Source organism: Bacteroides cellulosilyticus DSM 14838 (genome assembly GCF_000158035.1).
Lineage (GTDB): Bacteria > Bacteroidota > Bacteroidia > Bacteroidales > Bacteroidaceae > Bacteroides > Bacteroides cellulosilyticus.
Genome location: NZ_EQ973495.1, coordinates 89,353 through 111,776 on the forward strand (window position 1 = coordinate 89,353; position 22,424 = coordinate 111,776).

The window sequence follows — 22,424 nt, forward strand, 5'->3', positions numbered from 1 at the left end:
AAGAATAATATAAACTGTTTTATTGCTTGATAATCTTCTTGGTTATGCGTTTGGCACCATTTATGTCGAAGACTGCGTAATAGATTCCTACATTGATTCCAGTCAGGTTTATGCTGTGTTCCAAAGTATTACCTAATACCGAAATTGACTGACTTGCAATCTGCTGCCCGATTACATTATAAATATAGAGGTGTATTTGCTCGATGTCCGACTGAAAATTACCTTTGATGAACAGTCGGTCCTTTACCGGATTAGGACTTATTTGTATATCTTTCCCATCGACATAAAGGTTCTCTATGCCGGTCGGGGCATCTCCGTGAAGCTGTATCTGAGAGGCATCCATGCCGTAAACAATAACAGGAGCTCCGGTTAGAGTTATTGTAGCTTTATGGTCTTTTACCGGGATTGATTCTTTTTGTCCGATGGCATTCAATACCGTAATACTTTCTTCTTTGCAAGGCAAAGTCAATTCCGTTTGTATATTCCATGAACTGATCCAAGGTTCCGGAGAACTATTCCCGTTGGGACGTGGTAGTATATCGCCTTCCATTCTGTCCCAAATAATACTCATAGGACCTTTAGGCGTATCGAACATGACTCCTTTGCTGAAAGGATTATTTTCACTGAACTTAATCCATCCTTTGAAACGGGCCCCATCCAATGCTTCGGATATATTGCAGTAGGCCATGAAGGAAGGCTTGAAACTTAGATCGCGGTTGATTAGACCAAAGAAATATTCGCGGTTGTCTTCTCTCACACCTAATTGATTATTCCATACTGAATTGAATAGCTGGTAATAGAGTGCATTCTTTACTCCTTCAGCAGCGGCAAGTGCAAATGAAAGGACCACGTTCTCGGCTGATTCGCGGGGAGTATCATTCCATGAATGGTTCGGAAAGTCAAGTGCGTAGACTTCCGTCAGGTATAAATCTTTATCATTTCCATGTGCTTTGATGAAGTTTTTGAGAATACGGATGGAACCATAGTAATTCCAGTATTGATATCCTGAAGAAGGTTTCTCAAATTCATTCCATGGAACTGTTACAGGATAATCGGGAGTAAAGTTACCTCTTCCTGGGTGAAGTGCTATTCCATCCAGCAATTCCCAACCTCCTAGTGTGACGAGTTTTTCCAGGAATACTTCGTCAGTACCGGCAAAACCGAAAGATATAATTTTGATTTTTTGCCATTCCGTTTTTTCCGACTGTATCTTGCGGATGGCTTTTAACCATTTCACATAAGGCTCGGCCAATAGTGCTTTTCCGATACCTTCACCGGCTCCACCTATATCAGGAGAACTCATATTCAGTTCATTGCCAAACTCCCAAATTTTGTTTCCATTCTTCACCATTTCTTGGAAGCAGGTTCGGATTTGTTTATCTCGTTCTGTATCAGTCCACTTTTTTGTCCAGTCGATATTGTTATGATACATCGCTTCGATATTCTTGAAACTGCTGTTAATTCCGTTTCTTACCCATCTGACCCCCATTCTGTTTAACAACCGTTTCAATTCTGTTGAGTCAGGGATAGCCCAGTAAGCGGAAAGTCCCATGATGTTTTCATCAGGAGTAGATGTGAACTCGTGTGGGGGTAGGAGCCCTAGATTCGTTCTGTGGAACACTTGCTCCTTGCCAGTTTCATCCTCAATGGAAGCCTCCACAAAGTAGATTTCTCTTTCGCTTTCAGGGGTGAACTCAATGGGATAGACTTGTAGCTGACCGGCTTCTATAGTAAGTGACCGGCTTTCATTGACAACATAATTTCCGGCATAGTCTCTGATCCAATATTTGAGTGTGCAATTTTTCTTCTCTTGGGAAGTGTTGGCCAGATTTGCCTTTACACTTAATGTTCCGGATGCATTTTCCCACCAATTGTAAGATTTATCGGTGCTGAGAGTTAATGCAAAGGGACGTCCTTTCCATTGGGCGCAGATGGCTTCGTACGGCCAGTCCGAAGAAGCCACCAGTACGGAGAACTTCGTGGAGTAGGAACCGTCCTTATTATCAATTAAGACAGTATGCCTGTACCAGTCGTCCTTCCAACTGGAATTAGCCTTATTCTCAGGACCATAGGCCAAACATATTATTTTATCTTTTATGAGGAATGGGAAGAAATTGGAGTCTGCGGCTTCAATGGGCAATCCTCCTTGTGCATCCCGTTGCCATAAGCCGAGTTTGGCCTCTGGCAATATTTGGGTATTTACCTTGTTGGAGAGTATGAAGCGGAATTGTGAGCCTCCCCAGTTGGTGACATATCCAGTAGGAACACCAGAAACCAAATATTGGACGTCTACTCGGTCGGGACGTGCAATAAAGGTTCCGGTCAGTGTAATAGAAGAAGGCACGGATGAAGGAAAAGTGTAGGTGGCTCGGATGGCCTGATATCCGTTTACTTCAATGATTTCATAACTGCATGTATTTTCCATTGTGATGGCAGGTGTCCATCCGAACTTTAGTTTTCCGAGTTGAATCAGGTTTTCAGATTCCTTGTTTTTGATATACAAAGTCTCTGTGTTTGTGCCTGATGCTTGCAGGATGTAATTAGGCATTTCAATTTTGTAAAAATTTTGTGCATTTAATGGTACAATGCACAGACTTATCAAACATAATATCCAAATCCGTTTTAATTTGTGAACCGATTGAAGGAGTAGTGTCTTTTTCTGCATAAATTTTAGTAATTTAGTGATTATACAATTACAGCCGGAAACTGGCTGGCAAGACAAAACTAATGATTTGAAGCAGGTTGTTCAAAGAAACAGGGATAAATCATCGGAAACGATTTCATGAAAAATGTAAGGATAAAAAAAGAGGATACATTTCTGTCTGCGCGTTTTCAACCAGATAATGCCATATTTTTTTCATAAGTATTATGTATGAATTCAACAACATTGCAAATATCGAATCTTTATCAAACAAAATAATTTACAACTAAATCATCGGGAACATTTTCTGAAATACAGATTTGCAAAATATATCAAAAAGAGAGCAATTCAAGAAACAATGCAATCTTCTTTTATGTACTTTTGTATGCACTACTTCCACATAGAAGCAGACATTACAAACTTGAATATTCCATAAGTATGAAAAAAATAATTCTAATCAGCATATTACTTTTGTTGTATGGGACATTTCTTCCGGCACAAGAAATCAAACAAAATGTAGAAGAACGTCTACAAGCTTTCTTTAAAGAATATACCACCAATACGGTAAATATAGGGACTTGCAAGCTGGACAGTTTCCGTATTGACTTCCGGGAAAAAAGGTTGCTCATCTATACAAACGAACGCTTTGCCTACCAGCCCTTACGACCAGCAACAGTAGATGCCATTTATCGACATTTGAAACAAATCTTGCCGGGACCGGTGAGTTATTTCAAAATAACCCTTTTTGCAAACGGACGAAGCATTGAAGACCTCATTCCAAATCTTTATCGGAAAGAGAAGAAAGACAAGACACGTCTGTTTAATAAGTTGGAATACAGAGATAGTCCGTGGGTATCCCGTATCTCACGTCCATACGAAATTACCCGTGGATTGGAAAGAAGACATATCGCCCTTTGGCAAAGTCATGGAAAATATTATATCAACAACAAAAATAAATGGGGATGGCAACGTCCGCGCCTGTTTTGTACAACGGAAGACCAGTTCACACAATCATTCATTTTACCCTACCTCATACCCATGCTGGAAAATGCCGGAGCCAACGTATTCACCCCCCGTGAACGGGATACGCAAAAACAAGAAGTAATCGTCGACAATGACGGAAACCTGAGCGGATATGGTGGACAAGGTTCCCTCTATTTAGAAGTCAAAAGCCGAAAAGCACGTTGGCAACAGACAAGCCAACCAGGGTTTGCCCAACAGAAGAGAGTATATCAAGATAACGAAAATCCTTTCATTACCGGTACAGCCCGCTATGCCCAAACCGAAAAGAAAAAAGATAAAGCCTTTGCCGAGTGGATACCCGATATTCCGGAAACAGGGGATTATGCTGTATACGTCTCTTATCAAACTTTGCCTAATAGCGTAAGTGACGCCAAATATATTGTTTTCCATCATGGAGGAACCACTGAGTTCAAAGTAAATCAGCAGATAGGTGGTGGTACGTGGGTGTATCTCGGTACTTTTTCTTTTGATAAGGGAAAGAACGATTATGGCATGGTGGTACTTAGCAATGAAAGCAAACAGAAAGGTGTAGTCTGCGCTGATGCCGTACGCTTTGGCGGTGGAATGGGCAATATAGAACGCGGTGGAGAAACCAGTGGAATGCCTCGCTATCTGGAAGGTGCCCGTTATTCTGCACAATGGGCCGGCATGCCTTATTCGGTTTATGGCGGACGTGAAGGTAAAGATGACATGTCTGATGACATTAATGTACGTTCCAGAATGATTAACTATCTGTCCGGCGGTTCGATATTCAATCCCAAAGACAAAGGTTTAGGAGTACCTTTTGAACTCTCAATGGCATTGCACAGCGATGCGGGTGCCAGCAAAGAAGATAAAATCATAGGTACGCTCGGCATATATACCACCGATTTCAATAACGGAGTACTCGGAGCCGGAACAGACCGCTATGCCTCCCGAGACCTTTCCGACATTCTGCTTACCCAACTCCAGCGGGATATCCGTTCCAATTATGCCATAGATTGGACTCGTCGCAGCATGTGGAATCGTAATTACAGTGAAACGCGACTGCCCGCCGTTCCTTCCACTATTATCGAATTACTTTCGCACCAAAACTTTGCCGATATGCGCCTCGGGCATGATCCCAACTTTAAATTCACTGTAGGACGCTCTATTTATAAAGCTATTCTGCAATACCTTTGCAATCAGCATGGCAAAGATTATGTAGTACAACCTCTTCCTGTAAGTAACTTTGCTATTCGCTTCGGTAATAAAAAGAACACACTGCAACTTTCCTGGAATGGTGAAGAAGACCTGTTGGAACCAACAGCCAAACCGCGCGAATACATCGTATATACCCGCATCGGTCGTGGAGGCTTTGACAATGGCGTACGTGTCAGCAGTCCCTCTTATACCGTAAAGATAGAACCCGGGTATTGTCTATTCCTTTAAAGTAACCGCAGCCAACCGGGGTGGAGAAAGTTTTCCATCCGAGATTCTTGCAGCTTATAAAGCAAAAAGAGAAAAAGGACGTATTTTGATTGTCAATGGTTTCGACCGCCTCAGTGGGCCAGCCGTCATTGATACCCCCACTGAAGCCGGATTCGATTTAACGAAAGACCCGGGTGTACCTTATTTATATGACATCTCACTTTGTGGTGCTCAAACAGAATTCTCCCGCAAACAGACCGGGAAGGAACTGGGACGTAGCGGTAGCGAATGGGAAGGAATGCGAATTGCCGGAAATAGCTTCGATTATCCGTTCATACACGGAAAGGCGATACAGGCATCCGGAGATTATAGTTTCGTGTCATGCAGTGATGAAGCCGTAGAAAGCGGACGTATTCCATTGGAAGCTTACGATATCGTAGACTATATCCTCGGACTGGAAAAAGAAGACCGCCAAAGCAATCCGGCAAGCAATGCATATTACAAAACCTTTTCCTCTGCCATGCAGCGAGCACTGACCGCTTATTGCCAATCCGGTGGAAATCTGCTTGTGAGCGGTTCCTATCTTGGCAGCGATATGAACGGTTCGCAGGGAGACCGGGAGTTCACACAAAACATTCTGAAATATGCCTACGGACAATCCATCACCGATAATCGCTCAGGAAATATTAATGGTCTGGGACGTACATTCAGTATTCCCCGCCTACCCAATGAGTACGCTTATCCCGTAACAGCTCCCGAATGTATTCTACCGACAGATACTGCTTTTCCAGTGCTCACCTATACTTCCGGAAATCAAAGTGCTGCCATTGCCTATCAGGGCAACTACCGTACCTTCGTTATGGGGTTCCCATTAGAAAGTATTGAACAGGAAACGGATCGCAACGCTGTCATGGCTTCTATCCTGCAATTCTTTCAAGCAAAAAAATAAAAAACAATGCGCCTAATTAAAAATAACGCTTATCTTTGCTCTCAGAGTATAAACCTTTAAAAATATAAAACACTATGTATACTATACAAGCAAACCCCAGCGGTACCCGCAGTTTAGAGATATCCGAAGAGAACCTGGCAACCATTGAGAAATACGGACTTTTCCGTCATCTTATCGACAGTAATGGTATTGTAGACGAATCTGTTCTGGAAAAACTGAGACTGAATATCCGCTCCCTCATCGCATCACAAGAAGAAGACAGCAAAGACTTGCTCGACCTCTGCATCGACGTGATATACCACAACAACATGAAAGCCTTCGGATTACAGCAACTGATTAAGCTCTATCTGGAATGGTTTTCAAAGCAGGAACCCATAGAAGAGGAATAATAAAATGAAAACAATCGACACGTGCGGTCAAAAACTTTACAGTCCTCTCATCCCGGCCGTCAAAGCCATGTGCGAAGCTACACTGGGTGAGAAACTGGAAATTATTATGAATGATACTGCTGCCTTCAATGATTTAAAAGAATATCTCGCAGAACAACAAATCGGCTTTCGTGAGATTTACGATGGCGAACAAATGACGGTACAATTCACCAAAAGATAAATTGTGCAGTAAATTGCAAATCATCATTCATGATCGTATCCGGAAATAAGAAATAAAAAAACGAATCCTGTTTCAGCATAAGAAAGCTTCTAACAGGATTCATTTTATATTATTTTCTCTCATTCAATTATACGGATCCATAATCAAGGGTACTACAAACCAAAATGTAGAACCTTTATTGACCTCAGATTCCAAACCAGCCCTACCTCCCAAATTTTGGATAATAATTTGTGAAAGTGTCAACCCCAGACCTGTTCCCGGTACTTCCCGATCCAACTTTTTAAAACTGGAAAATATTTCTTGCTGTTCTTCTTTCGGAATTCCAATTCCAGTATCAGATACATAAAAGTAAACCTCATCCGTTCCCTCCATACGGCAACTAAAGCGTATCTTACCTGATTTGGTAAACTTGATCGCATTATGAATCAGGTTTGCCATCACCTGAATGATGCGTTGGCGTTCAGAATACATGATAATAGATTGCACTGAGTCTTCACAAATCAAATCAACTGAAGGATTATTGAATAGTTTCACCTTAAACATACCTTCCAACTCTCTTAACAAGTCATTGGCATCAAATTCAGAATACTCAAAATTCAAAGTTCCGGCTTCTATCTGCGAAAGATCAAAGATATCATTTATCAAACGTAACAAACGCTCATTGTTCTCTGAAATAATATCCATATACAATTTCTTTTCCTCTTCATCAGAAGCGGTAGCTATTAATCCCGAAAAGCCGACAATCGCATTCAATGGTGTGCGGACTTCATGACTTATATTCGCAATAAAAGTGGATTTTAATCTCTCTGCAGATATCGAGTTCTTTCTCTCAATATTCAGCAACCTTTGAACATTCTGTAGTTCCGTCACATCATAAACCGTCAATACCATATGATCTTCCCCGTTAATAACAACATAAGCACCCGATACTGAAACATCACAAGGAATCACTTTGTCTTCTTTGTCATTCAGAAGATTCATAGAAGCATTTACTTTTTGGAAACTCTCTTTCTTATGAAAAGCTCTTCCAATAGCCGTGCGGATACCACAAAGTTTACACTGCTGATGCATACCACATTCGCCGGCTTCGGCAGCATTCCGGCAATGCAACAGGTCACCGAGCTTTTGTGCCATACCAACCTCAGGAGCTGGAAGCTTATTCAAGGAATAGTAATTGGTATCGCAGACTATAAAATCTTTATCTATCAGTAAAAAATAAGCATTGATATTCTGCAAAATCATAGTTGTCTGATCGAGTTTGCGTTGTACCACATCTTTTGATTCTTCATACGGAGGTATTTCCATAATATATAGATTGATTTATATTTTGCTTGTGCCATCTGCGTACAAAAGTATAAAATATAAGGATATAACAGACGATTCTTTGATATTTTTGTTAGCCTCCATCTCACGAGATGGATTTCATCGTCTCACGAAGCCGTTTTGCCCCGGACTTGGGGAAGAGTCGCAAGCATCATCAACAGCAATTTAACTACGCATTTTCTGGCTGAACCTCATTTTATGCGTATCTTTGCGGCATGAAAGAATATCGACTGACTGATTGGTTGCCCACAACGAAAAAAGAAGTGGAGTTGCGCGGATGGGATGAACTGGACGTTATCCTGTTCAGTGGTGACGCCTATGTAGACCACCCTTCTTTCGGGGCTGCTGTTATCGGACGTATCCTCGAAGCAGAAGGTTTGCGCGTGGCGATTATACCTCAACCCAATTGGCGGGATGACTTACGCGACTTTAAGAAGTTAGGGCGTCCCCGCCTGTTCTTTGGCATCAGTCCCGGATGTATGGACTCTATGGTAAACAAATACACTGCCAACAAGCGTCTACGTAGTGACGATGCCTACACACCGGATGCACGTCCGGATATGCGTCCGGATTACCCTTCAATTGTTTACACCCAAATTCTGAAGAAATTATATCCCGATGTTCCCGTCGTATTGGGAGGTATCGAAGCAAGCATGCGTCGCGTGACGCATTACGATTATTGGCAGGATAAGCTGATGAAAAGCATTCTCGTAGAAAGTGGCGCTGACTTGTTGATTTACGGAATGGGAGAAAAACCGGTGGTGGAACTGATAAGAAGATTCAATGATAAGCGGCTATCACTAAATACCATTCCGCAAATTGCTTACCTATGCAAGACAACGGATTTCATCAGCGAAGAAGGAGATATCCGTCTCTTTTCTCATGCTGAATGTCTGAAAGACAAGAAGAAGCAGGCTGCCAATTTCCGCCACATTGAAGAAGAGAGTAATAAATATACTGCTTCCCGTATTACACAGGAAGTAGATGGTATGACTGTTGTTGTCAATCCTCCTTACCCACCCCTGACGGAAGCTGAACTCGATCATTCGTACGATTTGCCCTACACCCGTCTGCCTCATCCCAAATACAAAGGCAAGCGAATTCCGGCATACGATATGATTAAGTTTTCGGTAAATATCCATCGTGGGTGTTTCGGTGGTTGTGCATTTTGCACGATCTCGGCACATCAAGGAAAGTTTATTGTAAGCCGCAGTAAAGAAAGCATTCTTAAAGAAGTAAAGGCACTAATGGAACTCCCCGATTTTAAAGGGTATCTGAGTGACCTTGGCGGTCCATCTGCCAATATGTACCGGATGAAAGGGAGGGATGAGAACATTTGCAAGAAATGCAAACGCCCCTCATGTATCCATCCCAAAGTTTGCCCGAACCTGAATACCGACCATCGGCCTTTACTGGATATTTATCATGCGGTAGATACTTTACCCGGCATCAAAAAGAGTTTCATCGGTAGTGGTGTACGCTACGACTTGCTCTTGCATCAAAGCAAAGATCCGGCAACTAATAAAAGCACTGCTGAATATACCCGCGAGTTAATAGCCCGCCACGTCAGCGGTCGTCTTAAAGTAGCTCCGGAACATACCAGTGACCGGGTATTGAGTATCATGCGCAAACCCTCGTTCGGCCAGTTCCAGGAATTCAAGAAAATATTCGACCGTATCAACCGCGAAGAAGGATTGCGACAACAGTTGATTCCTTATTTCATTTCCAGTCATCCCGGCTGTAAGGAAGAGGACATGGCAGAACTGGCTGTTATCACCAAACGCCTTGATTTTCATCTGGAACAGGTGCAAGACTTTACCCCTACCCCCATGACCGTAGCCACTGAAGCTTGGTATACCGGCTACCATCCATACACATTGGAGCCTGTATTCAGTGCTAAAACACCACGTGAAAAGTTAGCGCAACGCCAATTCTTTTTCTGGTATAAACCGGAAGAACGAAAGAACATCATCAACGAACTACGCCGTATCGGACGGATTGATTTGATAGACAAACTATATGGAAAACGATAAATATTAATCTAACAATGATGAAACGACTCTTTATTCTCTTCACTATCTTTTTGAGTTATGCAAGCACGACCTTGCAAGCACAAGATAACCTACCGCAAAACTTCAGTATCTCACTGGGTGGCGGAGTAACATTGCCGCGTGTAGAAGGAAACCGTAATGACTTTTTCAGTAAAAATGGCGACCGTGCGGGATACAACCTGATGACAGAAGGGCGCTACTACTTCATGCCCAACTTTGCCCTAGGGCTTCAGTATGATTACTTACGGGTAGCTCGTCTGCCGGATAAAATGCACCTCCATTATATACACCCCAATATTACTTACCGCTACTTGTGGAGTGAGGGAAATCAAGGAGCATTTCTTTCATTCGGCATAGGCTACATGAACTATCAGGAACGTACTTACCAACGAGGTGAACGGAACGGAATATCTTTTCAGAGAGGCTATTGCGGACTGTCATTCGGCATGGGTTACGAGTTCTACATTACCAAGAAATTATCAGGAGTGTTTCGTGCAGATATACTCACAGCCGACTGGTTTGCAAACCCCGACGCACGGCTTTCCAATCCATACGATTATGATGACGGAATAGACCACAGTTGGTTTAAAAACAATGTTACATTCTTTAATCTGGGATTTGCGATACAATTTGGACGATAGCTATCAGAAAACTATCCCTCTTCCACCTGCATCGCCACAATCTCCTGCAAAACACCAACTGCCGTTTCCACATTCTTCACATCCTTCACCAGCATACTACGACGAGTATTCTGTTCGCGCAAATCGCAGCGACGAGTATACTTCATCATGTATGCAATAACTTTACCGAATGCCTGACTCTGATAATAGGGACTTTCCGGGTTGGAAATAAAGAATAGCGACATACGCCCACCTTTAAGAAAAACCTTTTCCGCACCAAGGCGGGCAGCAAGACGACGCAACGGCACAATACGCAGTAACTCTTCCGTTTCTGACGGAACAGGACCAAAACGGTCAATAAGCCGGTTACGGAAAGCCTCTACATCTTTATCCAATGTCAGACTATCCAACTCGCGGTAAAGTAACATACGTTCACTACTACCCGTGACGTATGTAGCGGGAAGCAACAGTTCCAGATCACTTTCTACCTGACATTCATCAACAAATTGTTCGCCACTAATGACACCACCTTCGGCTTTCAACTCCTCAGCATAGAGATCGGCAAACTCATCAGTCTTCAACTCGTGAACAGCTTCCGTTAATATCTTCTGATAAGTTTCATAACCAAGATCGGCAATGAAACCACTTTGTTCTGCCCCCAACATATTGCCTGCACCACGAATATCGAGGTCCTGCATGGCAATATGAATTCCACTACCCAAATCGCTGAAGTTCTCAATAGCCTGCAAACGACGTCTCGCCTCAGGAGTCAAAGAAGAAAGAGGAGGTGCCAGCAAATAACAGAAAGCTTTCTTATTGCTTCTTCCCACGCGGCCGCGCATCTGGTGAAGATCACTTAAACCAAAGTTCTGTGCCTGATTGATAATAATAGTATTAGCATTTGGAATATCAATACCACTTTCTATAATGGTAGTAGCTATCAATACATCATAGTCATAATTGACAAAGCCAAAGATTATCTTTTCCAGTTCTGTCGGTTCCATCTGCCCATGTCCGATAGCTATTCTGCAATCCGGAATGTGCCGCTCAATCATTGCTTTCAATTCGGGCAAATTGGAAATACGGTTATTTACAAGGAACACCTGTCCGTTACGACTCATTTCAAAGTTGATGGCATCAGCAATCACTTCCTCGTTAAAAGTATGCACTTCAGTCTGAATAGGATAACGGTTGGGCGGAGGTGTCTGTATCACACTCAGGTCACGTGCCCCTATCAATGAGAATTGCAATGTGCGGGGAATAGGTGTAGCCGTCATAGTCAAGGTATCTACATTCACTTTCAGTTGGCGCAGTTTCTCTTTTACAGATACCCCGAATTTCTGCTCTTCATCAATAATCAGTAATCCCAAGTCCTTGAATTGTATATCTTTACCTAAAATACGATGTGTACCGATCAGTATATTCACATCTCCGGCAGCCAAACCTTTTATAACTGCTTTTGCCTGCGCTGCCGTGCGAGCACGGCTTAAATATTCCACCTTGCAAGGCAAATCTTTCAAACGATCCTTGAACGTCTGAAAATGCTGGTAAGCCAGCACTGTCGTAGGTACCAGAACAGCCACCTGCTTATTATCCGCTACCGCCTTAAAAGCTGCACGGACTGCCACTTCCGTTTTACCGAAACCAACGTCTCCACAAACCAAACGGTCCATCGGGCGATTACTTTCCATATCTGCTTTTACATCCGCCGTAGCCTTACTCTGATCAGGCGTATCTTCATAGATAAACGATGCTTCCAACTCCCGCTGCAGGAAACTGTCCACACTAAACTGGAATCCTTTTTCCTCCCGACGCTGAGAATATAACCTGATAAGATCGCGTGCAATATCCTTAATCTTAGTTTTGGTGCGCTCTTTCAGTTTTTCCCAGGCACCGGTACCTAACTTATTCAGGCGAGGAGCTTCACCATCCTTACCTTTATACTTAGATACTTTATGCAATGAATGAATGGAAACAAACACCACGTCTTCATTCTGATAGACCAGTTTCATCACTTCTTGTGTCGTATCTCCGTTAGGAATACGCACCAGTCCTGAAAAACGCCCTACTCCATGATCGGTATGTACGACATAATCTCCCGGAGTAAACTGGTTCAACTCTTTCAAGCTTAGAGCCACCTTACCGCTACGCGCTTTGTCACTCTTCAGATTATATTTATGAAAACGGTCGAACAATTGATGATCCGTAAAGATACAAAGCCGCAAGGCATTATCGGCAAACCCTTCATGCAACGTACGTTCCACGGCCGTAAATGCAATCTGATCCCCCCTGTCTTCAAAGATGGCACGAATACGGTCAGTTTGTTTCATGCTGTCGCTACAGATGTACAACGCATATCCCTTCTCCATATATTCTTTGAAACTCTCAGCCACCATATCAAAGTTCTTGCGGAAGATAGGCTGTGCAGACGTATCAAAAGTAATCGTAGCATCCGGTGTACCTGTCGGTTTATTACCAAATTCCATACGACGGAAATCCAATGCACGGAGTGTAAACTCGCTTCCGTCAATCAGCTTGCCATCTAAGGTTATACAGCCACTTTCTTCTGCTTCGCGGGCAGCAATTGCCTGTGGAGTAAGTGTTTCATCATGCACTGTTTGAATGCGCTCACGCAACCAAAGTAAATCACGCATTGCCAGTACGGCATCCGCCGACAGAAAATCCAGAAACGAAACCATGCCATTCGCACCACCCTGCTCCAGACTGCGGCTTAAATCGGGGACAATTACAATGCTATCTTTCTTTTCTTTGGAAAGCTGTGTCTCCACCTCAAACGTGCGGATACTTTCCACTTCATCCCCGAAGAAGTCAATACGGTACGGAAACTCGGAAGAAAAAGAAAACACATCGATAATGCTACCACGTACGGCATATTGTCCCGGTTCATACACATAATCTACATACTCGAAGCCATAGCTACGCAATACTTCCATGATGAAGTTCGTATCCACATTCTCCCCCGAATGCAGTTTCAGAGTTTTATCCCCCAATTCTTTCCGGGAAACGACCTTTTCGGCCAATGCATCAGGATATGTCACCACGCAAAGCCCTTCTTCACCTTTCTGCAAGCGACTCAACACTTCTGTACGAAGTATTTCATTCGCAGCATCTTTCTGTCCGTATTTTATTGCCCTACGAAATGAAGAGGGGAAAAACAAGACTTTATCTGTCCCCAGCACCTGCGTAAGATCATGGTAGAAATATCCCGCCTCTTCCAGATCGCCCAGAATAAAAACAAAAGGAAATTCTCCACGCTGCACCAGCACGGACGAAAACAGTGAAGCAGCAGAAGCACATAGTCCACCACAGAAAAGAGTGCGGACAGACGGATTCTTCAGTAAACCACTCATAGCTTCCACATTGGGATGGGCGGCATATCGTTGTTGTAGCTCGGTAATAGTCATCATAACGGGCGCAAAATTACTAAATAATCCTTAGTTTTATTCGTATGTGATAGAAAACACTTAACTTTGTTCCCAATTTAGAACCTCCTTTTATGAATATGCAGACATCGGACAGCATCGTTATCATTCCTACATACAACGAACGGGAAAACATCGAGAACATCATCCGTGCCGTTTTCGCCCTGGAAAAAGTATTCCATATCCTGATTATAGAAGATGGCTCGCCTGATGGCACTGCCAACATAGTCAAGACCCTTCAGCAAGAGTTTCCCGAACGTTTGTTCATGATAGAGCGCAAAGGCAAACTGGGACTGGGTACTGCCTATATCGCAGGTTTCAAATGGTCGCTGGAACATAATTATGAATACATCTTCGAAATGGATGCCGATTTCAGCCACAACCCTGCTGACCTGCCACGCCTGTACAAAGCCTGCGCCGAAGAAGGTGCCGATGTCTCCATCGGTTCACGCTACGTCAGTGGCGTCAATGTAGTGAATTGGCCTATGGGACGGGTATTGATGTCCTATTTTGCTTCCAAGTATGTACGCCTCATCACCGGACTGCCGATACATGATACGACCGCCGGCTTTAAGTGCTACCGTCGTGAGGTATTGCAGACAATCGATCTGGATGGTATCCGCTTCAAAGGTTATGCCTTCCAAATTGAAATGAAATTCACTGCTTACAAATGCGGTTTCAAGATTGTGGAAGTACCGGTTATCTTTATCAACCGGGAACTGGGTACCTCAAAAATGAACAGCAGTATCTTTGGAGAGGCCGTTTTTGGTGTTATCAAACTGAAAATGCATAGTTGGTTCCATAAATACCCGCAAGCAGTAAAAAACAATTAGTGATTAATGATAAATGATTAGTGAAGATGAAAAGAACACTGATACATAACGCAACAATAGTGAACGAGGGACGCTCTGTACAAGGTTCCGTAGTGATTGAAGGCGACCGGATTGCCGAAGTACTTACCTATGGGAAAAAGCTCTCTGTCCCTTGTGATGAAACCATAGACGCTACCGGCTGTTGCCTGTTGCCGGGTGTTATCGACGACCATGTACACTTCCGCGATCCGGGATTAACCCACAAAGCGGATATTCTCACCGAAAGTCGTGCAGCAGCCGCAGGTGGTGTCACTTCCATCATGGATATGCCGAACACCAACCCTCTGACTACCACCCTTAGTGCGCTCGAACAAAAGTTTGATTTGCTGAATGAGAAGTGTATTGTTAACCACTCTTGCTACTTCGGAGCCACTAATAATAACTATACGGAATTCAACCAGCTGGACAAACATCGTGTATGTGGCATCAAACTTTTCATGGGTTCCAGTACCGGAAATATGCTGGTAGACAAAACAAACAGTCTGCTCAATATATTCAATGGAACAGATATGTTGATTGCTACTCATTGCGAAAGCCAGGAAATCATCAAAAAAAACACCGAATACTATAAGAAGATGTTCAGTGATGCACCAGAAGTTCCTATCAGCAAGCACCCCAACATACGTTCTTCAGCCGCCTGCTACGCCTCAACAGAACTTGCGGTACGCATGGCAAGCTTAGCGGGTGCACGTCTGCATGTGCTTCACGTCTCTACAGCCAAAGAACTGCAATTGTTCAGTGATATACCGCTGGAAGAAAAGCACATTACAGCCGAAGCCTGTGTTGCACATCTGTTATACCGCCAACAGGATTATAAAGAACTGGGAACACGTATCAAGTGCAATCCTTCCATAAAGAAACAAGCTGATCGTGATGCTTTACGGAATGCCGTCAATACCGGCGTGATTGATGTGATTGCTACCGATCATGCGCCCCACCTGCTTAGTGAAAAGGAAGGTGGCGCACTAAAAGCCATGTCAGGTATGCCGATGATTCAATTCTCTCTGGTCAGCATGCTCGAACTGGCAGAAAAAGGAATTTTCTCTATTGAAACCATTGTAGAGAAAATGTGCCATGCCCCTGCCCAGATATATGGTATCTGTGATCGCGGTTATGTCCGCGAAGGCTATAAGGCCGACCTTGTACTTGTCAGCCACGGAGACCGTTGGGAAGTCAATTCTGAGAATATTCTCAGCAAGTGCGGATGGAGCCCGCTGGAAGGTAATTCTTTCCGCTGGAAAGTAGAAAGAACATTTGCTAACGGACACCTGATATACAGTGACGGACAAGTAGATGATACTTACCGTGGCGAAGAATTGAGATTCGATTACAAAGATAAATGATGAACAGCCCTGCGGATAAGGTGTTGACGTACGCTATTCATGACGTTACTCCATACATCAACTGGATATACTTCTTTCATGCGTGGGGATTTCAGCCCCGCTTCGCCACTATTGCGGATATCCATGGCTGCGATGCCTGCCGTGCTTCCTGGCTTACGACTTTTTCTGAAGAGGATCGTGCCAAAGCCGCTGAGGCAATGCAGCTACTTAAAGAAGCTAACCGAATGCTTAACCAGCTGGATGAGACTTACCATGTACACACCATTTTCCGTCTTTGCAAGGCTAATGCCGATGGGGATAATTTACTGCTGGACGGCACACGCTTTCCTTTACTCCGCCAACAGATCCCCCATCCGGATGGCAGTCCTTTTCTCTGCCTCAGCGATTTTGTCCGCCCTCTTGCTTCCGGTACACCTGATACGGTAGGTATTTTTGCAGCTTCCTGTGACGGAGAAGTTGAACTTCTCTATGAGGAGGATCCCTACAAACGTATGTTGGTACAGACACTTGCCGACCGACTTGCTGAAGCCGCTACCGAAAAGATGCATGAATACGTGCGTAAAGTTGCCTGGGGGTACGCAAAGGATGAGAATCTTTCCATCCCCGAGTTGTTAAAGGAAAAATTCCAAGGCATACGTCCTGCCGTCGGTTACCCTTCTCTGCCCGATCAGTCTGTCAACTTTCTGTTGAATGAATTGCTTCATATGGAGCAAATAGGCATTACGCTTACAGAAAACGGTGCTATGCGTCCACACGCCACTGTTTGCGGATTAATGCTGGCACATCCTGCCGCACGATATTTTGCAGTAGGCAAGATTGGAAATGATCAATTGGAAGATTATGCACGACGCAGAAGAATGCCAATTAATGAAGTAAGAAAGTTTTTGGCGGCCAATCTCTAACTTTCTCCCTATTAAAAAGAATAACATCAGCTTATAGTTGCGTTATTATATGCTTGCGGCTGCGTCAGCTCACACTTATACAAGTGTAAGACAACGCAGCCGCAAGTGTAAGCTGATGCAACCGCAAGTGTTCTATTTAGAATTTATATCCTATTTCAAACTCCAGATTCGTAAATCCTTCACTCCTACGCCACGAAGTCCAACCTGTACGTCCGGTTAGACCGAATGTGAAATGGCGTCCTTCTACCCCCATACTATAAGCTGCTCCACCGGTGAAGCGTTTACCAAAAGCTTCAGATTCTTCTGTTTCGTATGTATACTGAGAGCCATAGCCATCCGGGCTGGAATTATAAAGTTTTCTCACATCACGAATATCCCCATTAATACCGCAGTCTACATAAGGGCCGGCAGCAATTACCCAGTTCATCGAGGAACTTAAACGGAACTTATAAGCAAACAGCAAAGGAATTTCCAGATACGTCAATTTATAGTTGGTAGTTTCATCACTATAATACCAAGTATTGCCCTCCATTTCACGGTGCGCAATGTAAGCTGCCGGCTGGAAAGACCAATGCTTGGCCATTTTAATGTCTACACCTCCCCCGACATGAAAAGACACTTTATCTTTCGTCTCGTCAGCACCCAAAAAGCGACTAACACCTACACCTGCCTTCACAAACCAGGAAAAACGTTTATCTATAACCAACCGCCCCATCGAAATCTTCATAGGTGTGTTAACGGTGATGTCTTTCCGGCCTTTCTCCACCTGAATAGAATCAAGGTACAACGGTACATCTTCAATGAAAAAATTACCATCCTTATCAGAAGTAGTACTCAAATTTGTGCCTTTTACGGTTACTTTGGCATTCTTCACCGGATAATGATCCTTATCAATAAGTCTGCCTTTCAGTTTTTGTCCCTGCGCCATAGATGCTCCTGATATGCAGAGGCCTATAATTGCTAATATAATTATTCGTTTCATTATATATAGTATTCTTTATAAATTCAACATTTGATAAATAGGATCAGAAACGGTATGAAACACTGGCACCCAACACAAAGTTATGTTCCTTCACATCTCCCGGTCCTTCATCCTCCGCAATAATTCCCATATTCTTACCGGAAACGTTTATCATAAGCTTCTTATATTCCACACCTATGCCATAAGTCATACCGAACCCGAGCGGATGCAGCAATGCATGCTTATAATTTCCCCAGCTACTCTCATAATCTTTACTATAAATGTCATATTCAGCATCTTCCTTACCCGTTTCTGAAACTTTCACTTTACCGCTAAGTCCCCATGAAAATACCGGGCCGAAAGAAAGTACCAAACTCATATTACGAGCCAGGTCATAACGTACCAGAAAATTAAACGGTACATCCAGCATCAACGGATTCCAGGTCTCTTTATAAGAGTATGATCCTTCCGTGAAATTATATTCCGCGCCCCGATTGGCCAGTTGCACCATCGGACGAAATGCCCAACGCTTAGACATACGCACTTCCATACCTACACCAAAGTGATAACCGTTTTTGCTATCAGAGCCCTCTGCCGTATAACGGCTCCAGTCCATTCCGGCTTCCACTACCAGCGAGAGACGCTTCGGGCGAGCAGCCATCATTATCGGCCGATCAATCTTTGCATCGGTAGTCTCCATACCAATTGACTCTACGATCACTTTCTTAGCATCAACAGGTACGTCCCGCAACAGGAATTTACCGTCGATATCGGTTATAGAACTGATGTCGGTACCTTCTGCGGTGACCAAAGCACCTACTATCGGTTCATTTCTCTTGTCTGTTACCACACCTTTTATATCGTGCGTCTGCTGTGCCATGAGGGTTGTCAGTCCGGCAATCGTCATGAGCATGGTTATAATCAGTTTTTTCATCTTTGCTTATCTTGAGTATTGAATCCGTTGAACATATCCATAGATTGTATCATTATCTTTCGTTACTACAAAAGGACGCATATAATAAGCCTTCTGTAGAAGAGGACCAATAAAATGCATACCGTCAGCCGACTCAGAAACATACTTTTTATCATCAATGGTAGGGAGTTGATTTACATCGGAATAGCAAACTCCAACCTCTTTAATTCTTCCTTCAAATCCATCCACCCCAAAGTAAACTGATACTTCATTCTCATTAGCATATCCTAAATCTGCATAAGGAAGGTATTTCGTAGGAATCGTAAAGGACTTAAGATCATCCAAAGTAGCTTGCCTACCATCTTGCTGCAAACAGTCATGAAGGATACCGGGACCACTACCCCAACTGTTACTATAAGCAACCGCACGATAATAATAGGTACCGGCCTGCCAATCAGAATGATCAAAATACCAAATAGCTGTAGTACTTTGCCAACCATAATAATACTCGGGATAGACACTATATACATTGTCATAATCGAAGCTATATGACAACAAAGCCTTGTCCGTCAAATTGTCTTTATCAGGAGATATAAAGTATTCAATATGCCCGAATGACTGATAAGGAGAATCCAGCACTATATCAACTGACAACACATACACTCTATTATGGTAATTAAGATGCATACCATGAGTAGATTCTAAATTTTCCAGTTCGGTATATGAAAAATCCACCGCCTCTTTTACTTCACTCTTAACCTCAGAAGGCGGAAACTCCGGGCTATCAATATCACCACATGCCGACAAGCCCAGCAGCATTGCACAGCACACTCCCATAAAATATTTCATCATCGTTCTCTTATATTGTTGTTAATAGTATCCTTGCAAAGATAATGCACTCCTTTAGAATAATCAAACCCTTTTTTTATAATATTTAGCCAAAAAAGCAATTTCAACAGCCAAATAGCCTAAAAGGAATACTAAATGATTAAAATCTAATCACACCCTTGTGATTTTCTAATTACCTTTGCGACTAACAGTGCAAAAGCAATTCAAGAAGCAAGAAACAGACGATGGAGAATGTAGAACAGGAGTTCTTGTCCGTGATACGGGAGTATGAACGCGTCATATATAAAGTGTGCTATCTGTACACGACGCCGAATGCTACTCTTAACGACCTGTATCAGGACGTCGTGCTCAATTTGTGGAGAGCCTACCCCAAATTCCGGAGAGAGTGCAAAGTATCCACATGGATTTACCGCATCGCACTGAATACTTGTATTAGCTTTATTCGCAAAGAAAAGAACATTCCCGAAATCGTGACTCTAAGCCAGGACTCCGACCGAATGGAAGAATCGGACGAAACACAAGCCATGCTAAAGCAGCTCTACCGGATGATTAACCGTCTGGGCCCGTTGGAGAAGTCTATTATTCTGCTTTATCTGGAAGAAAAAAGCTACGAGGAAATTGCTGAAATCACCGGCCTGACGGTAACAAACGTCGCTACCAAAATCAGCCGGATCAAAGACAAACTTAGAAAAATGAACAAGGAGGAATAATATGGAATTGGATGAACTAAAGAAATCTTGGAACGCGCTGGACGAGCAATTGAAGAAAGAACCGATTGCCGATGAAAAGCAGATTGCGGGCATGATTGCCGAATACAAGGCAAACGCACGCAAAAGCATAGGGCGCCTTACGGGTTGGCAACGCTTCTCCATAGGTATTGGAGTCGTGGGACTGGCTCTCCTTCTGGTTATTTGGTTACTGCCGTCCATCTTTCAGATCAACGAAGAATGGCAACCCAAGATTAATACACTCGTAATATTTGTCGGCATCAGTATTCTGCTGGGGATCTGGTGGGATCACAAAAACTATCGCTGGATAAGAAACACGAAAATAGATGAAATGCCTGTAGCCATAGTAAGCAAACGTATGGCAAGTTTCCGCCGATGGACGAGATATGAAATTATCGCTATTTCCGTATGGGTGATTGTTTTCAATGTACTCAATTATTGGGTAATGGGCTATTACAAAGCTTCTTTCGGCGTTCAGGCCACTTTGATTGCATTCTTTGTGTTGTGTGACATTGCCATCATCTATCTGCTATACAAAAAAGTAGCTTACAAATTCCTTAACGACATCAAGAAGAATATAGAAGAATTAGAAGATATATGCACAGAATAACCCTACTCCTTATCCTTTTTTTATTGATCCCCGATTTGTACATCTACTTTATGTACATTGTTCGGAAAACCAAAAACATCTGGCTGCGCATTGCGCACTGGATCCCCACTCTTTTATTGATAGCAGGCTACTTTCTGTTGATGCAGGGCATAGGCGAAAATGCGATGGCACACCATGCACAAGCCATCGGAAGACTGGCTATCTGCATTTTCCTGTTTGCCATTCCCAAGACTATCTTTATGATATGCTCGTTGGTGGGGCTACCTTTTCACTATTTGCTGCGCTGGCCCCGTTCACCGTTTACGGCTGTAGGGTTAGTATTGGGTGTAGTCAGTTTCTTTAATATACTTTATGGCACCCTGGTGGGTATCAGCAAATTTGAAGTGAAGGATATCGAATTTCACCACTCCAATCTTCCGAAAGCATTTGACGGTTACCGTATCGTGCAACTATCGGATATACATATCGGCAGCTGGATAGACAATGAGAAACCCATCAATGAACTGGTAGAACTCGTAAACGCCCAGAAACCCGATCTGATAGTTTTTACCGGTGACTTGGTGAACCAAAGAAGTTGCGAACTGGAAGGATTTCAGGACATTCTGGCGCAATTGCATGCCAAAGATGGAGTATATTCCATTCTGGGTAACCATGACTACGGAAGTTACTATCATTGGAAAAACCTGAAAGAACAGGTTAATAACATTGACAATCTGGTTCGGATGCAAAAGACAATGGGATGGAAACTACTGAACAATGAGTATGATATATTACATCATGAGGGGGACAGCATCGCACTTATCGGTGTAGAGAATGATGGTGAACCTCCTTTCTCACAATTTGCCGACCTGAAAAAAGCGACTAAAGGTACAGATGGAATGTTCCGCATTCTGTTAAGCCATAATCCTACGCACTGGCGCCGGGAAGTACTGCCGGATACAGACATCGAGCTGATGCTTGCCGGACATACTCATGCGATGCAGGCTATCATGTTCGGTCATTCACTTGCTTCGCTGATTTATCCCGAATGGGGAGGGATGTACACTGAAGGAGATCGGGGATTATATGTCAATATAGGAATCGGTTATGTAGGACTACCGTTCCGCTTCGGGGCATGGCCGGAAATTACAGTGATAACGTTGCGTGATTAGGCGTAACGTTATCCGGCTCAAAACTAATCGGACAAATAGATTCAGTC

16 protein-coding genes and 1 pseudogene are annotated in these 22,424 nt (G+C 43.3%); 11 read left to right on the forward strand and 6 right to left on the reverse strand.

Translation table 11 applies throughout. The annotated features are described in order from the left end of the window. Positions 1 to 19: 19 nt before the first annotated feature. Positions 20 to 2,665 (reverse strand): T9SS type A sorting domain-containing protein, encoded by a 2,646-nt coding sequence (locus tag BACCELL_RS22705; protein WP_007214452.1) that lies wholly within the window; start codon positions 2,663 to 2,665, stop codon positions 20 to 22. A 414-nt stretch (positions 2,666 to 3,079) separates the two neighbouring features. Here BACCELL_RS22705 and BACCELL_RS22710 point away from each other — a divergent pair. The 3 genes and pseudogenes from BACCELL_RS22710 (at position 3,080) to BACCELL_RS22720 (ending at position 6,611) form a co-directional block, all read left to right on the forward strand. Continuing rightward, positions 3,080 to 6,002 (forward strand): annotated as a pseudogene (locus tag BACCELL_RS22710) (golvesin C-terminal-like domain-containing protein). Between the two features lie 74 nt (positions 6,003 to 6,076). After that, a complete protein-coding gene (locus BACCELL_RS22715) occupies positions 6,077 to 6,391 on the forward strand; it encodes a hypothetical protein (protein ID WP_007214455.1) in 315 nt (104 codons plus the stop codon). Between the two features lie 4 nt (positions 6,392 to 6,395). Continuing rightward, on the forward strand, positions 6,396 to 6,611 hold the full coding sequence (locus tag BACCELL_RS22720) for a sulfurtransferase TusA family protein (RefSeq protein WP_007214456.1): 216 nt from the start codon (positions 6,396 to 6,398) through the stop codon (positions 6,609 to 6,611). Positions 6,612 to 6,734: 123 nt separating this feature from the next. On the opposite strand, the gene BACCELL_RS22725 is transcribed toward BACCELL_RS22720, so the two are convergent. Beyond that, positions 6,735 to 7,916: a sensor histidine kinase gene (locus BACCELL_RS22725; protein ID WP_007214457.1), complete on the reverse strand. Its 1,182-nt coding sequence runs from the start codon at positions 7,914 to 7,916 to the stop codon at positions 6,735 to 6,737. A gap of 233 nt (positions 7,917 to 8,149) precedes the next feature. Between BACCELL_RS22725 and BACCELL_RS22730 the strand changes: the two genes are divergently transcribed. Continuing rightward, positions 8,150 to 9,967, forward strand: a complete 1,818-nt coding sequence (locus BACCELL_RS22730) for a YgiQ family radical SAM protein (protein WP_007214458.1) — start codon at positions 8,150 to 8,152, stop codon at positions 9,965 to 9,967. A 17-nt stretch (positions 9,968 to 9,984) separates the two neighbouring features. After that, entirely contained in the window at positions 9,985 to 10,626 is a 642-nt protein-coding gene (locus tag BACCELL_RS22735) for an outer membrane beta-barrel protein (RefSeq protein WP_025726431.1), read from the forward strand. An 11-nt stretch (positions 10,627 to 10,637) separates the two neighbouring features. Here BACCELL_RS22735 and mfd read toward each other — a convergent pair whose 3' ends face one another. Continuing rightward, positions 10,638 to 14,030 (reverse strand): transcription-repair coupling factor, encoded by a 3,393-nt coding sequence (gene mfd, locus BACCELL_RS22740; RefSeq protein ID WP_044154375.1) that lies wholly within the window; start codon positions 14,028 to 14,030, stop codon positions 10,638 to 10,640. 98 nt (positions 14,031 to 14,128) lie between these two features. Here mfd and BACCELL_RS22745 point away from each other — a divergent pair, with 98 nt between their 5' ends. The 3 genes from BACCELL_RS22745 to BACCELL_RS22755 are packed head-to-tail and all read left to right on the forward strand — an operon-like array spanning position 14,129 to position 17,165. Next, entirely contained in the window at positions 14,129 to 14,881 is a 753-nt protein-coding gene (locus tag BACCELL_RS22745) for a polyprenol monophosphomannose synthase (RefSeq protein WP_007217660.1), read from the forward strand. Between the two features lie 26 nt (positions 14,882 to 14,907). Beyond that, positions 14,908 to 16,263, forward strand: a complete 1,356-nt coding sequence (locus BACCELL_RS22750) for a dihydroorotase (RefSeq protein ID WP_007214462.1) — start codon at positions 14,908 to 14,910, stop codon at positions 16,261 to 16,263. Further along, positions 16,260 to 17,165 carry a vitamin B12 dependent-methionine synthase activation domain-containing protein gene (locus tag BACCELL_RS22755; RefSeq protein WP_007214463.1) on the forward strand — a complete coding sequence of 302 codons (906 nt, stop codon included), beginning with the start codon at positions 16,260 to 16,262 and terminating at the stop codon, positions 17,163 to 17,165. The genes BACCELL_RS22750 and BACCELL_RS22755 overlap by 4 nt, the downstream gene beginning before the upstream one ends. Before the next feature lie 136 nt (positions 17,166 to 17,301). Here BACCELL_RS22755 and BACCELL_RS22760 read toward each other — a convergent pair whose 3' ends face one another. The 3 genes from BACCELL_RS22760 to BACCELL_RS22770 are packed head-to-tail and all read right to left on the reverse strand — an operon-like array spanning position 17,302 to position 19,891. After that, a complete protein-coding gene (locus BACCELL_RS22760) occupies positions 17,302 to 18,147 on the reverse strand; it encodes an outer membrane beta-barrel protein (RefSeq protein ID WP_007214464.1) in 846 nt (281 codons plus the stop codon). A 43-nt stretch (positions 18,148 to 18,190) separates the two neighbouring features. Continuing rightward, positions 18,191 to 19,060, reverse strand: coding sequence for an outer membrane beta-barrel protein (locus BACCELL_RS22765; protein ID WP_007214465.1), 870 nt, complete (start codon positions 19,058 to 19,060; stop codon positions 18,191 to 18,193). 6 nt (positions 19,061 to 19,066) lie between these two features. Beyond that, a complete protein-coding gene (locus tag BACCELL_RS22770; RefSeq protein ID WP_007214466.1) occupies positions 19,067 to 19,891 on the reverse strand; it encodes a hypothetical protein in 825 nt (274 codons plus the stop codon). 221 nt (positions 19,892 to 20,112) lie between these two features. Here BACCELL_RS22770 and BACCELL_RS22775 point away from each other — a divergent pair, with 221 nt between their 5' ends. From BACCELL_RS22775 to BACCELL_RS22785, 3 genes are read left to right on the forward strand one after another with little or no spacing between them, the layout of a single operon-like run. After that, positions 20,113 to 20,598 carry an RNA polymerase sigma factor gene (locus BACCELL_RS22775; RefSeq protein ID WP_007214467.1) on the forward strand — a complete coding sequence of 162 codons (486 nt, stop codon included), beginning with the start codon at positions 20,113 to 20,115 and terminating at the stop codon, positions 20,596 to 20,598. 1 nt (position 20,599) lies between these two features. Beyond that, a complete protein-coding gene (locus tag BACCELL_RS22780; RefSeq protein ID WP_007214468.1) occupies positions 20,600 to 21,226 on the forward strand; it encodes a hypothetical protein in 627 nt (208 codons plus the stop codon). Beyond that, complete coding sequence (locus BACCELL_RS22785; RefSeq protein ID WP_007214469.1) at positions 21,214 to 22,377, forward strand: metallophosphoesterase; 1,164 nt, start codon at positions 21,214 to 21,216, stop codon at positions 22,375 to 22,377. The genes BACCELL_RS22780 and BACCELL_RS22785 overlap by 13 nt, the downstream gene beginning before the upstream one ends. The last annotated feature ends 47 nt before the right edge of the window (positions 22,378 to 22,424 follow it).

Bases quoted from the DNA above. Each gene is read 5' to 3' on its own strand.
- BACCELL_RS22725 (WP_007214457.1), bottom strand. From the start codon at position 7,916: ATGGAAATACCTCCGTATGAAGAATCAAAAGATGTGGTACAACGCAAA.
- BACCELL_RS22775 (WP_007214467.1), top strand. From the start codon at position 20,113: ATGGAGAATGTAGAACAGGAGTTCTTGTCCGTGATACGGGAGTATGAA.
- BACCELL_RS22735 (WP_025726431.1), top strand. From the start codon at position 9,985: ATGAAACGACTCTTTATTCTCTTCACTATCTTTTTGAGTTATGCAAGC.
- BACCELL_RS22720 (WP_007214456.1), top strand. From the start codon at position 6,396: ATGAAAACAATCGACACGTGCGGTCAAAAACTTTACAGTCCTCTCATC.
- BACCELL_RS22745 (WP_007217660.1), top strand. From the start codon at position 14,129: ATGCAGACATCGGACAGCATCGTTATCATTCCTACATACAACGAACGG.
- BACCELL_RS22765 (WP_007214465.1), bottom strand. From the start codon at position 19,060: ATGAAAAAACTGATTATAACCATGCTCATGACGATTGCCGGACTGACA.
- BACCELL_RS22730 (WP_007214458.1), top strand. From the start codon at position 8,150: ATGAAAGAATATCGACTGACTGATTGGTTGCCCACAACGAAAAAAGAA.
- BACCELL_RS22750 (WP_007214462.1), top strand. From the start codon at position 14,908: ATGAAAAGAACACTGATACATAACGCAACAATAGTGAACGAGGGACGC.
- BACCELL_RS22780 (WP_007214468.1), top strand. From the start codon at position 20,600: ATGGAATTGGATGAACTAAAGAAATCTTGGAACGCGCTGGACGAGCAA.
- BACCELL_RS22785 (WP_007214469.1), top strand. From the start codon at position 21,214: ATGCACAGAATAACCCTACTCCTTATCCTTTTTTTATTGATCCCCGAT.
- BACCELL_RS22755 (WP_007214463.1), top strand. From the start codon at position 16,260: ATGATGAACAGCCCTGCGGATAAGGTGTTGACGTACGCTATTCATGAC.
- BACCELL_RS22705 (WP_007214452.1), bottom strand. From the start codon at position 2,665: ATGCAGAAAAAGACACTACTCCTTCAATCGGTTCACAAATTAAAACGG.
- BACCELL_RS22770 (WP_007214466.1), bottom strand. From the start codon at position 19,891: ATGATGAAATATTTTATGGGAGTGTGCTGTGCAATGCTGCTGGGCTTG.
- mfd (WP_044154375.1), bottom strand. From the start codon at position 14,030: ATGACTATTACCGAGCTACAACAACGATATGCCGCCCATCCCAATGTG.
- BACCELL_RS22715 (WP_007214455.1), top strand. From the start codon at position 6,077: ATGTATACTATACAAGCAAACCCCAGCGGTACCCGCAGTTTAGAGATA.
- BACCELL_RS22760 (WP_007214464.1), bottom strand. From the start codon at position 18,147: ATGAAACGAATAATTATATTAGCAATTATAGGCCTCTGCATATCAGGA.